15 protein-coding genes are annotated in these 15,270 nt (G+C 48.5%); 4 read left to right on the plus strand and 11 right to left on the minus strand.

Going from position 1 to position 15,270, the window contains the following annotated elements; genetic code table 11:
- Window positions 1–19 precede the first annotated feature (19 nt).
- The 8 genes from argH to H6F90_RS13035 form a co-directional block, all read right to left on the minus strand.
- On the minus strand, window positions 20–1,435 hold the full coding sequence (gene argH / locus H6F90_RS13000) for an argininosuccinate lyase (protein WP_370588009.1): 1,416 nt from the start codon (window positions 1,433–1,435) through the stop codon (window positions 20–22).
- Window positions 1,436–1,577: 142 nt separating this feature from the next.
- Window positions 1,578–1,826 (minus strand): hypothetical protein, encoded by a 249-nt coding sequence (locus H6F90_RS13005; protein ID WP_199295893.1) that lies wholly within the window; start codon window positions 1,824–1,826, stop codon window positions 1,578–1,580.
- 170 nt (window positions 1,827–1,996) lie between these two features.
- Window positions 1,997–3,421, minus strand: a complete 1,425-nt coding sequence (locus H6F90_RS13010; protein WP_190552888.1) for a GAF domain-containing SpoIIE family protein phosphatase — start codon at window positions 3,419–3,421, stop codon at window positions 1,997–1,999.
- A gap of 389 nt (window positions 3,422–3,810) precedes the next feature.
- Window positions 3,811–5,607 carry a signal recognition particle-docking protein FtsY gene (gene ftsY, locus H6F90_RS31525; RefSeq protein ID WP_190552889.1) on the minus strand — a complete coding sequence of 599 codons (1,797 nt, stop codon included), beginning with the start codon at window positions 5,605–5,607 and terminating at the stop codon, window positions 3,811–3,813.
- Window positions 5,608–5,765: 158 nt separating this feature from the next.
- Window positions 5,766–6,389, minus strand: coding sequence for a transcription antitermination factor NusB (nusB, locus tag H6F90_RS13020; RefSeq protein WP_190432414.1), 624 nt, complete (start codon window positions 6,387–6,389; stop codon window positions 5,766–5,768).
- A 60-nt stretch (window positions 6,390–6,449) separates the two neighbouring features.
- Window positions 6,450–7,178, minus strand: coding sequence for a DUF502 domain-containing protein (locus H6F90_RS13025; RefSeq protein WP_190432413.1), 729 nt, complete (start codon window positions 7,176–7,178; stop codon window positions 6,450–6,452).
- A gap of 381 nt (window positions 7,179–7,559) precedes the next feature.
- On the minus strand, window positions 7,560–8,453 hold the full coding sequence (locus tag H6F90_RS13030) for a glycosyltransferase family 2 protein (RefSeq protein ID WP_190552890.1): 894 nt from the start codon (window positions 8,451–8,453) through the stop codon (window positions 7,560–7,562).
- Window positions 8,454–8,593: 140 nt separating this feature from the next.
- Window positions 8,594–9,382 (minus strand): HpsJ family protein, encoded by a 789-nt coding sequence (locus H6F90_RS13035; protein WP_190432411.1) that lies wholly within the window; start codon window positions 9,380–9,382, stop codon window positions 8,594–8,596.
- Window positions 9,383–10,105: 723 nt separating this feature from the next.
- On the opposite strand from H6F90_RS13035, the gene pgl reads away from it, so the two are divergent.
- The 4 genes from pgl to H6F90_RS13055 all read left to right on the plus strand — a co-directional run bounded on the left by pgl (window position 10,106) and on the right by H6F90_RS13055 (window position 14,070).
- Window positions 10,106–10,828, plus strand: a complete 723-nt coding sequence (pgl, locus tag H6F90_RS13040) for a 6-phosphogluconolactonase (RefSeq protein ID WP_190552891.1) — start codon at window positions 10,106–10,108, stop codon at window positions 10,826–10,828.
- Between the two features lie 59 nt (window positions 10,829–10,887).
- Complete coding sequence (locus H6F90_RS13045) at window positions 10,888–11,652, plus strand: FHA domain-containing protein (RefSeq protein ID WP_190552892.1); 765 nt, start codon at window positions 10,888–10,890, stop codon at window positions 11,650–11,652.
- Between the two features lie 253 nt (window positions 11,653–11,905).
- A complete protein-coding gene (locus H6F90_RS13050) occupies window positions 11,906–13,327 on the plus strand; it encodes an FHA domain-containing protein (RefSeq protein WP_190552893.1) in 1,422 nt (473 codons plus the stop codon).
- Between the two features lie 44 nt (window positions 13,328–13,371).
- A complete protein-coding gene (locus H6F90_RS13055; protein ID WP_190552894.1) occupies window positions 13,372–14,070 on the plus strand; it encodes a lecithin retinol acyltransferase family protein in 699 nt (232 codons plus the stop codon).
- Window positions 14,071–14,094: 24 nt separating this feature from the next.
- Here H6F90_RS13055 and H6F90_RS13060 read toward each other — a convergent pair whose 3' ends face one another.
- The 3 genes from H6F90_RS13060 to H6F90_RS31530 form a co-directional block, all read right to left on the minus strand.
- A complete protein-coding gene (locus H6F90_RS13060; RefSeq protein ID WP_190552895.1) occupies window positions 14,095–14,460 on the minus strand; it encodes a DUF5615 family PIN-like protein in 366 nt (121 codons plus the stop codon).
- Entirely contained in the window at window positions 14,461–14,787 is a 327-nt protein-coding gene (locus tag H6F90_RS13065) for a DUF433 domain-containing protein (protein WP_190552896.1), read from the minus strand.
- 137 nt (window positions 14,788–14,924) lie between these two features.
- Window positions 14,925–15,101, minus strand: a complete 177-nt coding sequence (locus tag H6F90_RS31530; RefSeq protein ID WP_370588010.1) for a hypothetical protein — start codon at window positions 15,099–15,101, stop codon at window positions 14,925–14,927.
- Between the last annotated feature and the right edge of the window lie 169 nt (window positions 15,102–15,270).

Consider the following 15,270-nt stretch of genomic DNA (forward strand, 5'->3'; position numbering starts at 1 on the left):
ACTGGATGAGGGGAGGGCATTAATCTTGACGCAGCCGTTGTCGGGCATTTTCGATCGCTTGTCTCACTTGCTCAAACCCAGTGCCGCCATAGCTGTTGCGGGCTGCGACGACTTGACGAGGTGCGATCGCTTGATATATGTCTGCTTCAAAGGCAGGATGCAGAGTTTGCCACTCGTCTAAACTCAAGTCCTTGAGCAGCTTGTTGGCGGCTAAGCAAGTCCGCACCACTTTGCCTACCAAGTTGTAAGCTTCGCGGAAAGGCACGCCTTTGGTTGCCAGATAATCGGCAACATCCGTGGCATTAGAGAAATCTTCTGCCACTGCTTCGGCTAAGCGAGAGGTCCGGAATTCTATCCCTTCTTGCAGCAAAATGGTCATAGCTTCTAGACAGCCTCGGACAGTTTTGACCGCATCAAATAAAGCTTCCTTGTCTTCCTGCAAGTCTTTGTTGTAAGCCAAGGGTAAGCCTTTCATCAGCACCAACATGGCTTGTAGATGCCCAAAGACTCGCCCAGTTTTGCCCCGTACCAGTTCTGGTACGTCGGGGTTCTTTTTCTGGGGCATGATGCTGGAGCCTGTGGCACAGCTATCTTTGAGGGTGACGAAGCTAAACTCTTGCGAAGCCCAGAGAATCACTTCTTCCGACAGACGGCTGAGGTGCATCATGATCAAGCTGGCAGTCGAGAGAAATTCGATCGCAAAGTCGCGATCGCTGACGCCATCCAAACTATTAACGTAAACGCCATCGAAGTTGAGTAATTCAGCGGTGTAGTGGCGATCGATTGGGAAGGTGGTCCCTGCCAATGCCCCACATCCTAAGGGCGACACATTCACCCGACGATACACTTCTCCAAGCCGCTCCCAATCGCGCTGTGCCATCTCGAAGTATGCCAACAGATGATGGGCCAAACTAATTGGTTGAGCCCGCTGCAAATGGGTGTAACCAGGAATCAAAGTTTCTACATGCTGCTCGGCCAGGTGAAACAAAGCCGTTTGAAACTCCCGCACTTGAGCGCGAATCTCCTGCATTTGGTCCCGTAAGTAAAGCCGAGTGTCAGTGCCAACCTGGTCGTTTCGCGATCGCGCAGTGTGCAGCTTTTTGCCCAAATCCCCCAAAATTTGCGTCAGGCGACGTTCGACCGCAAAATGTACATCTTCGGCATCAATACCGGGGCTAAAGAAACCTTGGCGATACTCTTGCCGAATTTGATCTAGCCCTTTTACAAGTTGATCCCCTTCGTCTGGGGTAATGATGCCTGTGTGAGCCAGCATCTGAGCGTGAGCCTGCGACCCAGTCAGGTCATATTCCACTAACTCGATATCAAAGCCGATGCTGGCATTGAATTGAGCGATCGCTGGGTGTAGCGCAGTTTCAAATCGCTGACTCCAAGTTTGGGAGCTAGCAGCAGGTTGGGGCGGCAGTTCCGTATCCAAGGTTGTTTTCCTGAATTCAATCAACAGCGTCGAAAACTCATCTTGACATGAGCGATGTCTCCTAAAATGCAGTCCGAGCTACCAGCATCGAAGGCCAATCTAGGAGGCGAAAATTTATCTAAATCACGACTTAGAGGTGAGTTTAATAGGAAGTCATACTGCGAATCATGTAGCCCAAAATGACTCCGATTAATAAGGCCCACACTTGGCCTGTTTTTACAAAGTTGTTAAATCCTTTCTGGATGTCTGCCAAAATGTCTTGATTATATTGCTTGGCCAATATTGTCCAGTCATGAGGGACATGCCAAGCTAAGCCTTGCTGGAGCCAGTCGCCCCAATGTGTGGCGTGATTCAACCAAGTTGTCATGTCCTGCATTACGTGGATGACCATTGCTACCATCTCCTCATCAAATGTTGGGACTACTAAAAGGTTTAAGACTAAAAGGCTAATCCGTAGCAAGCGATCGCAGTCTTTTGGTGCATCCCAGCAGCTTTACTACTGCAATTAGCACGTAACAATAGAGTCGCAGATTTTTGGCACTTGTAAAGTAAAAATCGAGATTAATCTGGCGAGTTGATTTGCATAACAATCAAAGTCATGTCATCACCGTTGCGATTGCCTGCTCCAATAAACTGCTGCACTTGGGCAAACAAATGCTCCAGAATCTCTTGGGGGCTTTCGCAATGACCACAAGCCCAGTGGAAGGCACGAGTTAGATTGTCTTCATCAAAGCGATCGCCACTACGGTTAGCTGCGTCGGTAAAACCATCTGTGTAGTAAATCAGCGTATCCCCCGGCTGTAGCTGGATTTGACCATCTTGGTAATGGGTATCCGCATCTAAGCCGATCAGCATGCCCAGAGTGTCTAAGCGCTTAATCGAGTCGGTTGAGGCTTGCCAAAGCAACGGCGGGTTGTGCGCGGCATTGCTGTAGGACAGCATCTGCGTCTGCGGATCGTACTCCGAGTAAAACAGAGTTACAAACCGATTGGAATTTTCCAAATCTGCATACATCACCTGGTTCAGGTGTTGCAGAATCCGAGCGGGGGAGTGCCTGTTCAATACTTCGGCCCGCAGCATACCCCGTAACATGGTCATAATCAGACCAGCGGGCACACCCTTCCCCATGACATCGCCGATGGAGACGCTCCAACGCCCCGCTTCATTGCTGCTTGTTTTGGACGAGCGTAAACGAGCGTGAGGAATGGGAATGAAATCGTAATAATCACCCCCAACTCGATTCGCCGTTTGACAACGAGCGGCCAGTTCTGCACCTCGAATTTTGGGACATTGGCGCGGCAAGAGCTGTAATTGAATTTCTGCCCCAATTTCTAGTTCGCGATCGAGCCTTTCTTTTTTGCGTAGCTCTACCGTGAGTTCGTCATTTTCGATCGCCACAGCGGTTTGGTCAGCCACCAAGCGTACCAATTTTTGCCGCGTTTCTGTCCAGGCATAATCCACAGCTCGGCTAAACACGTAAAGTCTACCCCGCTCAGCATTTTTGACCAGAATCGCGGTGCCAAACAAATGCACATCTGGCCCTAAGTAATGACTGACCTGATGATCGAGAGCGGCAGTCATTTTAGCAGGGGCGATCGCACCTCCGGGGGTGGCAGCAGCAGCGGCTAACTGACGGGTCGCAGTTTCTAGCGCTTTACGAATATCGTGGCATTGGCGGCTGTCCTGACAATGCAGCCGCTCTAGCCGCATCTGTCCATTGGGTTTGAACAGTACTAAGGCTCCACCATCCGCATCGGTCACCCGACTTGCCATCAGCGGAATCAGCTCTAGAAACTGGTTTAAGTTATTGAAGCTCCGCAGGGCAAAGCTGAGCGAGCTTAACAAGTCCTGGATTTTGTGCTGTTCCCGATGCAACCGCGCCACCAGTTCCTTCAGAGCGAAAACTGGCGTCATATCGGGGGAGGTGCCGCCACTGGTGCGGTCAGAGGGTTGGGAGGGCTGTCGAGGAACAGGCACAGCAGTCATTAGCGCAATGTTAAGTTGTCATTGAGAACCGAAAAGTTGAACGTCAACAGGTGAAAGAAGATAAATTCTCTACCTGCAATTTGAACAAATTACTGGAGAGACAGCTTATCACTATTTACAGAATTTGCGCTCTAGTTTTACTGGTTTAAAGTCAGCAAACTGATGAGAATTTGTAAAGCATCTAATTCACTACAAATCTGGTTCGCTACAAAATAGTGTGATGTTTAACTAAGGCCAAGCGCTGGGTACAAGAATCAACTCAATACCAGTAAGTTCCGCCAACGGAATTAAGGTTGGTACAGAGTTGGCATAAATTCTAACGAATCTGTTGATACTAGCAGAATTGTTCTTGAGCAGCGCCAATCCTTTTGAGGTGAATTACGAGTGAATTAACCCGCTAGAAGCGCTTCCACAAACTCATAGCTAGAGAACGGTCTGAGATCTTCAATCCCTTCCCCGGCTCCAATAAAGCGAATGGGTAGGCCTAACTGCTGCACCACCGCCAGAGCAATTCCACCTTTAGCGGTGCCATCCAGCTTGGTCAGAACAACCCCACTCAGTTGTGCAGCTTCTAGAAATACTTCGGCTTGCCGTAGCCCATTTTGGCCTAACGTAGAATCCAAGACTAACAAGGATTCAATTTTGGCATCGCCTGCTTTCTTGTCGATAATGCGCCGAACCTTGCTCAATTCGTCCATCAAGTTTTTCTTGTTTTGCAAGCGTCCAGCCGTATCCACTAATAACAGCTCTGTCCCTCTAGATTGAGCCGAACCGATGGCATCGAAAACGACCGCTGCTGGGTCTGTATTTTGTCCAGGGTTGGAAATGACCTCGACTCCGCTGCGCTGTCCCCAAACCTTAACTTGTTCGACAGCGGCGGCTCGGAAAGTGTCGGCAGCGGCAATTAAGCAGTTGTACTCCGACTTCTGAGCTAAGTGGGCTAGCTTGCCAATGGTGGTCGTTTTACCAGCGCCATTCACGCCTGTAATTAACCAAATGTTTAAGGTATCTTTTTCGGGCGCAAAGGTAGGGTTATAGGACTTACCCAAAGGTCGATCCAGCATGTCGCGGAGGATCGACTTCAGGTAAGCGATCGCCTGATCTGGAGGGAGGGCTTCTTCCCGCAGTTTCTTCTGGAGGGAGTCAATAATGCGGTCTGTGGCTGCCACGCCCACATCGGCTTGGAGCAACAGCGCCTCAATTTCTTCGACCGCGTCTTGGTTAAGCGGCCCTTGTCCGACGATCGCCTTGAGTTGGTTGACCAAGCTGCGGCGAGTCTTGTCTAGCCCTTGGCGTAATCGCTTCAGCCAAGTGATTTCTTCAATCGAAATTTGGTCTGGGCGGCGACCTTGAGCGGCCAACACTTCTGATGACCACAAGAAGCCTTCATCAAAGGCAATTTCAGGCACAGCCTCTTGAACCGTGGCAGTTGGCTGAGCAACTTCTGGTTCGGGTTCTTCGATGGCAGTGGCTTTGAGACGCTCCAATCTCGCTTGCCGATCTGCTTCCGCCGCCTGTGCCCAGAAGGGTAACGAAGCTGCTTCGGTAGATTCTGATGTTTCTGTAGTTATTTCTGAGGTTTCTACTGCTAGACGTTCTACAGGGATGGTTTCTGGGGCGATCGCAGGGGCTTCTGTTTCTTCCGATACTACTGCTGCGACTGGCTCCGCGATCGCTTCCTCAGGAGCGTCAGGCTGCTCAGGAGTTTCAGGTTGTTCAGTTGGTGTAGATTCGCTGACTTCAGCGGTCACTTCGGCAGTAGTTAGAGCGATCGCGGGTTCAACTATAGGATCTTCAGCAGTGGCTTCCTCTACAGCCTCTGCGACCTCTGGCACCTCTGGCTCTTCAGCTACAGGTTCTGTAACCGTGGCTTCCTCTATCGCCTCTACTACCTCTGGCACTTCAGCCACAGGCTCTGCAATCGTCGCAGGTTCCTCAGTGACGGCTTCCTCTGGTGTTGACTCTGGCTCAACCTGCTGCCGCTTTTGAATATTTTGGTAAGCTGCTTTGGCCCAGTTTAGATAATCTTCCGCCACTTCTTCGGTGGCAGTTGCGGCTGCTTCTGGCTCACTCGGCTCTGACTCAGCCTGATCCGCTTCAGGTGGCTCTGATATTGTTTCTGTCTGGTCAACCTGAGAATTTTCCGAGCGATCGTCAAACTGCCGACGGAACCAATTGAAAACCATTGCAATTTACCTAAAACTGCTACCTAAGGAAATATCGAGATCTCGATAGATCTACTCAATACATCTAACTGTAAAGAAAAATGTTTGTGCTTAAAACTAATCTGAACGCTCAGTTGAGTTCGCAGCAACTCAATCTGACCAAGTTTTTGCTTTAGAGTTTAGACAGATTTGGTTTTGATTTGCTCTGTCACGCGCCGTAGCACACCATTGATGAAGCGGTGTCCTTCGCTCCCACTGTAGCGTTTTGCTAATTCTACAGCTTCGTTAATCGCAACTTTGTCTGGCACGCCCAAATACATGATTTCTGTGACAGCAATGCGGAGAATATCGCGATCGATCCGAGCTAAGCGATTGAGTTGCCAATCGACTAAAGACTGGGTTAGCAATTCATCAACCGCTGCCGTATTAGCATTTAAAGTGCTAATCACTTGCAAAGCATAAGCTCGAACTTCTTTCTGATTCGTCAACTGAATCAGTTCTGGTAACTCAACTGCCATTCCGACGCGATTAATTGCAGTTTGAGCTAAATCCAGCGCTTCTTGGACCATGGCTCTGGCACTCTGGACATCGCTCGCTCGCGTTTCGCTACTCAGCAGGCGATCGCTGCCCCGCTTAACTTCTGCTGCTGCGGTTTCTAGGGTTTCCTGAACTTCAGTAGTTAGCGTACGAACAGCGGCCAGCATGATGTTTTGAAGTTGCTGATCATCCAGTCGGCTCTGGTTAGCAGGCAACTGGCTAATGCTGAGCAGGGAAAGTTCACGAGCGATTCGGCGAGCTTGCATGGAGAGTTAATTGTCCAGGTTCAGAAGCAGCTTGACTATCTTAGCGCTTTAACGCTTGCTTCACTCCTCTTCGAGCGGCAGCGTTAAGGCTTGCCATTGGGGTTCGGGCAGAGGCGTTTCTAGTTGGCGATCGCTGGTGGGTTTCAAGGCCAATGTCGCTTGGGAGGTAGGACTGACAATGCCACCCGACACAATCACCTTAAAGGCATCTTCTACCGACATCGACAGGTTAACCACTTCATTTTCTGGTACCACGGCATACCAACCCGTCGTCGGATTAGGAGTCGTGGGAATAAACACCCCTAGCATCGACCCAGGCAAGTGCGCCTGAATGTCGCCACTGATCACTCCGGTAACAAAGGCGATCGCCCAGACTCCTCGACGGGGATACTCCACCAACACGACTCGGCGGAAGCGGTTGTTAGAATCTTTCAGCAACGTTTCTAGCAGTTGCTTCAGCGTTTTGTAAACTGCCCCCGCTAACGGAATCGCCTGCAACAACCGCTCTCCAAAATCTAGCAGCCACCGTCCTGCGATATTTCGAGCCATTAAGCCAATTACCAAAATCAAGAGCAATGGCACCGTTAGGCCCACAGCAAAATTGAGGAAGTTGACTAGGATGGGGTGAAAGCCGTCAAAAGGGTTGAGTTGCTTCGGGACGCGCGTCAAAAAGTTAATCACCCAATTAGCAACAGTAATCGTCAACCAGATGGTCGTGGCTAAGGGAATGACAACGAGCAGCCCCGCAATCAGATCATTTTTTAAGTCCTGCTTTAGGCGTTGGAACACAGACAACCCACTCTCCTTCAATCGGCTGGAAAATTTGGCTGCTATCACTAAAGTTGTGAATTAGACCGAGCAGCAAGGAGTTTAGACTGAGACCGTCTATTGAGTTTGGTTTCTCAGGAAGGATTACTTCCATTGTGCCCTGTCTATTTGAATCCCTGATTAGCTGCCTCAAGGGAACGGTGACAACTCAGCGTCTTCTCTTATTTGTCAACCTTGTAAAGATTTATTTCAATTTTAATGTTTAAAATTACCGGAGCAGCAGGACTGCATCCGATAACCAAAGGCATATCTTAGAGCAATTATTACCTGTTTGCGGCCTGCTATGTATCCGAGAATACTGCTTTTATGGATTTGATATTTATGGAATCAAGAATACAGTTGTCAATTGACCGTCACAGAATCTATTTCAGTTTCAGTAGGTTCAGCGATCGCCAAAACCGAGTTTTCTGAGACCACGGGCGGCGGCAAGTGCTTGATTTCCCAAGCTTTAAGCAAAATTAGGTATTCATAAAAAGCTTGCAAGGTACACCAAGCAAACCCAGCTCGGCCATCCAGAATGCCGCCCAGCAAGAAATACATGTAGAAAAAGCGAATCAGCGGTCTGAAGGGCAACCGTAAAGACAGATCTTTCAGGGCTCGCCGTCGTTCTACTTCAGACGCACCGAAAAATAGATCCTGCCACTTGACGGTGCCCGTCTCTAGCTGCTTTAGGGTCTCTTGGGCTTCATCGGTCGAGTAACGGTTGTGCTTATCAATCCATCGACTCAAGCCTTTCCCGCAAGTGTAGTGCGGATAAGTTTCTTTCAGAAATCCGGTGGGGCCATTACACACCTCGCGCTCGGTGTGGCCGTAGTCATCAAACCAAACCTGGTCGCGGCGAAAGAGCCGCATTTGATAACGGGGGTACTGCGTACTGCGCCGAATCCACTGCCCTAGAAACATCACTCGCTCAGCCGCGTAGTAGCCGATGTAGTCCTGGCTTTGCATTGCTATGAGGCATTCTTGAAACAGCTCTGGCGTCATCCGCTCATCTGCCTCTAGAATATAAACCCACTCATGCTTGACCGGAACTGATTGAAGCATCCAGGTGCGTTGCCGTCCGTGGCTCTCGAACTGATGCTGCACGACTCGGACGGGATAGCGCTGGGCCACCTCTACTGTGCGATCGCTGCTCAAGGAATCAACCACAACCACATCATCTGAGAGCAAAGCTGACTCAATACAAGCCGCAATCTCAGTTTCTTCGTTGTAGGTGAGGATGTAAATCGAGAACATAGCTCAGCTTTTTGGGTGAGGGGAGGTTAGTGCAGCAGAAGCATTGCGTTGGTAGAGAGGCACCCCCCAGCCTTAGGCATATCAGCAGGCATGTCAGTGCTCATAGGCTCGTGCAGCCAGAGATACTCTTGAAGCTATAACTAGCGACCCGCTTTCCGAGACCCTGCTCCCAATTGCCGCAATCCAGTCCAACCAACCGTAATGTACCCAATTGCTAGGAGCAAACTGCTGAGTCCTACCCGCAATCCAGACTTGAGAAACTCAGCATTGGCACGTTTTTCTAAATCGAGGCGGCGAGTGCGGATTTGAGTTTGGGCATCTTTCGCTTTTTTATCGAGTGCTTGTGGATCAGATTGGAGTTGTTGCTGGATCTGGCTCTTGAGAGCTTGAACTTGGGCTAACTGTTCCCCTTTGATCTGTCCACTCTCGATCGCTTGATTTAGTTGCGAGTCGCTTTTGACCAAGCTGTTAATTTGTTGCAGTTGTTGATTGAGCTGTCCCTCTGCTTGTCCCGCTTCTTGAGAAATCTGCGTCCGGGTTTGCTGGTTCGCTCGGTAGGTGTTGCTGAAATGTAGAGGCGACAATACTAAGAAGACAAAACCCAGCAGGCTGGCTAGCAAGAGAGAAGCGAAGCTGATGTTTTGCCAAGCTTTTTGTCGCTCTGGAGGTGCACCCGAAACACTATCAACCCAAACTCCAGTAAATAGGAGGACAAAACCCAGCAGTGGCACAACTCCGCGATCGACAAATTGGCTAAATAGGGCGATTTGCCATTTCAATCCTTCTAAGCTGCTGAGTTTGGCGGGTACATCGGAGGGTACCAGCAACACGGCATAGTCAATCAGAGCAGCCAGAATCAAAATGATTCCCACGTATTTGAGCGTTTGGGAGGCGATCGCAGAGAGTTGACGGCTATCAGTTGCTTTCATTGGGCTTCAGAGTGGTTTAGTGATTGTCTGCTTCAAGCTGAGCTAGATTCAGCATACTCGTTTGTTATCCCTGTTCACTTGCGAGCAAACAGGACAATGTGTCAAGTACAACCGCTAGTAAATTCTTTCAGTCTAGACAAGTCAAGGTTAGCGGGTCAGAGGAAATTATAAATACGTAACAGGCTAAATTCCAAATCAATTTACTTCTTTCAGGTAACTTTTAATTCCTCTTAAAATTGCCTTTAAGCAATCATTAATAATTCATTTTTTAATTTATCTAAGTATTGACAGGGACGCGATCGTTGTTATAAATGCAGCTAGGAAGTTTCTGGCTACAGTATTTTCCTCCTGCGATCGCGTCATAACTGGCAACCAGTTACCTAAAATCAACCTAACTAGTCAGTGATAAATCGTGCCATATCACTGAAAGCTAGATTGATTTAAAGCGGTCAATATATTAGTTACACAGAAAATTAATTAGCAGTTTTAAGTTAGGTAGATTTGGGAGCTGTTTAAAGAGTGATGCTTACGACTCGGATGGTCTCTAGCCTGCAAATCTGGAAAAACAGTTACGCAACTCTAAGCTGTGTATCTACCCAACAAGGCTGATTTAGGTTAGAGCTCAATTATTTATACATAAGGAATATTTGAGAACCCTTGATGCCAGCATGATAGAACTGCATCACCCCTACCATGCCTATAGACCTGCCTCATCAAAAACCAATGAACAAAATTGTAGAAGTTTTGCCAGACACCACAGCTCTGATTCAGCGATCGCTGGAAGTGGTTGTAGAAAAAATTCAAGCGGCGATCGCAGAGCGGGGGCAATGCACCATCGCTCTTTCTGGTGGCAGCACACCTAAGCCGCTATACGAAGCTCTTGCGACTCAAGATTTGCATTGGGGCCAAATCCATGTGTTTTGGGGCGATGAGCGCTACGTTCCTGCCGATCACCCAGACAGCAACCAGGGGATGGCTCGTAAAGCTTGGCTCGATCGCGTCCAGATTCCGGCTGAGAATATCCACCCGATGCCAACTGAGGCTGCTGATCCAGCGATCGCGGCTCAAGACTACGAATCTCATCTACGAGAAGTGCTACAGGTACAGGGTCAAGCCTTGCCTGCTTTGGATGTGATTCTCTTGGGCTTAGGGGATGATGGACATACGGCATCTTTGTTTCCGCATACAGCAGCCCTACAAGTGCAAGATCGACTGATTACTGTGGGAAATAAAGATGGTCAGCCACGCCTCACCTTTACTGCTCCCCTGATTAATGCCGCCAGATACGTTGTATTTGTAGTGGCTGGTGCCAACAAGCAAGCCGCTCTCAAAGAAATTTTTGCCCCTACAGCCGATGCCATGACCTATCCAGCTCGCTTAGTCCAACCGCAAGGAGAACTTTGGTGGTTATTTGACGCTGCCGCTGGACAAGCCATAAATGGTTAAGATTGAGTACTAGCTGTCTGGTTATCCCCTGGCATGATTTCGGCAGAAGAGAAACTTTCATGATTGTCTGTCCCAATTGCAACCACCAAAATCCTGAAGGCGCAGTGCAGTGCGAGGCTTGCTACACCCCGTTACCTGCCACTACCAACTGCTCCAACTGTGGTGCAACTGTACAGACCGATGCTAATTTCTGCGGTCAATGTGGCTTTAACCTACGCACCAATACCCCACTACCGGGTGTTGAGGAAACCTCCATGCCCTCCTTTGTAGAATTTGTAGGAGCAGCGACACCCGGTAACTCTAGTTCAGCCAGTCAGTCAGATCTATTTACTACTAATTCTTTGGGGCCAGAAGGCAATGAATTAGGCAACAGTCTGCCTGATGTTGCGCCTCTCCCTGGATCACTAGGCAAGGAATTACTCCCGCCACCCCTTGCAAGTGACTTTCCCGTGCCATCTCCGGTCGTCTCTAGCGACTCCCACACACGGCTGCAACAACAGACAGCCAAACTACTGCATTTACGCACCGATACGCCTCTAGAATTGCCCCCCCAGTTGTCTCTCATCCACATCGGCAAGTGGAACGATCGCATTCCTCCAGATATTGATGTGTCTGGGTTTCCTGACTCAGAAATCGTCTCTCGTATCCATGCAGATATTCGGGTGGAGGGAGATGCGTTCTACATTGAGGATGTGGGTAGCTCTAATGGCACCTACATCAACAACATGCTGATCCCCTTGGGCAACCGTCATCGTTTGCGCTCAGGCGATCGCATTTCTTTGGGTAAGGGCGATCGAGTCACCTTTTTATTCCAGATTTCTTAATAACTTCTTAACAATTTTATCGAATTAAAATTATTAGAGAGCTAGCGACGTAAGCCCTCTAGCCTCTGAGCTGCGTTTGCAAATAAAAAACAAATAATTGCTCACTTTGCCAACTCTGAACTACCATCAATTGATGGAAAATTGCTCAACGAAATTGAGTTGAAGCCGCCTAGGATTAGGATATAGAAAAGCTCTAAAGTTATTGCTGCTTCGGCTGCGATACTTCTGTTATTTCAGACTTAGCATCGCCAGTGTGATTACTCTGACTCTCCTCCATCCTCTCCAGCATATTCCGGTGCAAACCTGGGTCTTCGATCAAGAGCCAGTGATTCGAATTGGGCGGTCAACGGACAATCATGTCGTGCTCTACAGTGCAGTAGTGTCGCGTCACCATGTTGAAGTGCGGCGTAATGGTTCTAGTTGGGAAATTGTCAGCATCGGAACCAATGGTACTTACTTAGAGGGCAAGCGCATCACGCATGCGCCTGTCATTGATGGGGTAATTATTCGGCTTGCCCGCTCTGGGCCGAATATTCAGATTCGTATTGGAGCGGAGGCAATGAAAGAACTGCCTAAAACGCTCTCTGGAGAGCGTACCTTGGCTCAACAAGCACGAACCAAACTAGACGAAGACGCTAGCGATGTTTTAGAGGAGACTAGCGCTCAAGTCAGCACGATTCCTGTGCCTCCGCATTTGCGACTACCCGCTCCCCTAGAAGAGTCCGATTCCACTCAAAGCACGGGCGCAAGAAAGGTTGTCACCGTTGCTGGAGAGCGGCAACTTGAACCTACTAAAATCTCTCCAGTTCCAGCCACCAAGGTAAGTTGTCAGCATCAGCGGGCTAGCCCGGAACTACGCTTTTGCCTAGATTGTGGCGAACCGCTCCAAATTCAGCAGCTTTTGGGCAAGTACCAGGTCTTGCAGACGCTGAATCACGGCGAAATGGGCATTACTTACTGGGCTTGGCGAGACGGGCAGAGCGTCGTGCTCAAAACCTTAAATTCAGAATGGTCGGACCATCCGCAAGCTAAAGACTTATTGGCGCAAGAAGTCAATTTACTCAAGCAATTTGATCATCCTGGGTTGCCACGGTTAATCAATACTTTTGCCGTATCGGGGCAGCCGTATTTGGCGATGGAGTTGATCTACGGGCACAGCTTAGCCCAAGATGTCGCCGCGAGTGGTCCTATACCTTTGGCTCAGGCGATCGCTTGGATGACAGAAATTTGTGAAGCGCTCGACTATCTCCACAACCTCACGCCTCCAGTTCTGCATCGAGACATACAGCCACAACACTTAATTAGACGAGCCATCCCAGTCAGCGGACATGAAATTGCTTTAATTGGGTTTGGATCAGTTAAGGTTGCGGCAGTCGAACCTGGTAAACCCATTGGCACACCGGGGTATATGGCTCCTGAGCAAGAAGTAGGTGAAACCTCGATCGCATCTGATTTATATGCTCTCGGCCCGCTCCTGATTTATTTACTCACTGGGGAAGACCCTAACTTGTTTTACGGCCATCGCGATCAAGGTGCTAGGCTCTACGCCGAGTATGTCCCTGACTTGCCGCCTGCTTTAATTCCCGTCATTCGCACGCTCACTCATCCTCAGCCAGAACAGCGCTACACAACTGCGAGTGAGGTGGCAACGGCGATCGCAGAAATTGCAGTCTAGGATCGAGTTAGCAGATCAGCAGTTCTAGACAGGATATTTATTTCATGGCACGAGGAGATCAGATCTACGTGATGCGCGAGTTTATGGGGCTACCAGGTCTCTATGAGCATCACGGCATCGACTGTGGCGACGGCACAGTAATTCACTACCGCAAAACCGAAGTGGCCAGGATTTCGCGCACCTCAATGGCGGAGTTTGCGATGGGGCAACCCGTCTATGTGAAACGCTACACCACTTCCTATCTTCCCGATGTGGTAGTACAACGAGCCGAGAGCCGTATTGGGGAATCAGCTTACAATCTCACGACCAACAATTGTGAGCACTTTACCACTTGGTGCAAAACCGGAGTGAATGAAAGTGCTCAACTTCGCAATTTTGGCTTAGATGCTGTCAGAATTAGCTTGCCTGGAACTGACAAGTTGATCAATGAGGCGATCGACAATTCATCGCCTGCTAAGTCTATGGAGTTGTACCGCCAAGCGCTAGACAACATTGCTTCGGCAGAAAGTACCCTCCGACCGCAGTATCAACACGCCCAAAAAGAAGAGAACACTTGGCATCGTGTGGCTCTAGCGGCTCTGAAACAAGGTCGAGAGGAGTTAGCCCGCGCTGCTCTCTACCGTAAAGTCCAATGGAAAAAAACTGCCGCCGACTACAAATCTCAGATCGACTATCTAGAAACCCTCAAAGCTCAACTAAAACGCGACAGTTTACCTTTAAGACAAACGATTAGTAGCAGTTAGGTGGCTTAGGAAAGGGCGATCGCTCTACTTGGAAACTGGTAGATGCACAATTTGGTCTTGGTACTCATCCTCAAGCGCCAACTCAGCAATGAAAGCTAGTTCATCCAAAGTCTCACCAACACTCATTTTGGGGTTCAAGATCAAGATTCCGGGTACGTGTTGACCTTGAGCAATATGGTCAGCCAGATGAACAGGCATAGATCTACGATTGTTCGTTACCAAGACAAAATCGTGAGCTTCACACCAAACAAGAATTTCTGGATCTAGGGTTCCTTGAGGCGGGGTACCTGGATCACCAATTACCCACATCACCAACTCAGGGTATCGAGTGCGGAACTGACTGTGGTAACTGGGGCTAATATTCTCATCCAGCAGATATTTGAGCGCCATTCATTTTGCTGTTGCTTGACGTTCAGCTTTTACTTGCATAAGTCGAGCTACAGCAGGTGAAGGATTGAGACGTTGTTCTTCTCTGGCTTGATGGCTCCACTCCAGCCAATCTGCCAAGTATTTGCTCACTGCTTCTTTGTTATGCAAATAGTAAAGGATGGTGGCGTAAACCTGCTCTAAAGTCAAGGAGGGGTAGTCTTGAGCAATCTCTTCAGGAGTTTGGCGCCGGTGGATGAAACTATACAAAACTGTTTCAATTCCCACCCTTGTTCCTTTGATGCGGATGTCATCAGGGCGCAGAAACTCAAAGTAGTCTTCTAATTGCATCGCGATCGCTTATAAATAATCACGCCATTCCGAAAAACTTAATTTCCTAGAAATTCTAGATAAAGAGTATATTTATGAATTAGATAAAGAACATATTCATGAATTCAACTATTATATATTGTTTTAATTCAACATAATTATTCGCTAAACTGCTGAAATATAGAATTAGCAGCATATATAACTTTGTATTTTACATTATCAAATGTAACACTCTCTATATCTATAAAGGCATTTGTAAAATCTACATTATTCAAGTCTAAACATCTCAGCTTTGTTCTTAGTAACGAGGCTTGAATAAAGCTAGCTCCATCCATCAAAGTAAATTCAATTGTAGTTTCTAATAAGTCAGCATCTTTAAAGTTTGCTTTAACAGAACTTACGCAAAAGTCATTTGAACGGACGGATGCTTGAGTTGCTCCTTGAGATACTCAGAGAGCATCCCGTGCTTGATTTGATAGATAGTTCTACCACTTTCGTAGGCAA

It is taken from the genome of Trichocoleus sp. FACHB-591, from assembly GCF_014695845.1.
GTDB lineage: Bacteria > Cyanobacteriota > Cyanobacteriia > FACHB-46 > FACHB-46 > Trichocoleus.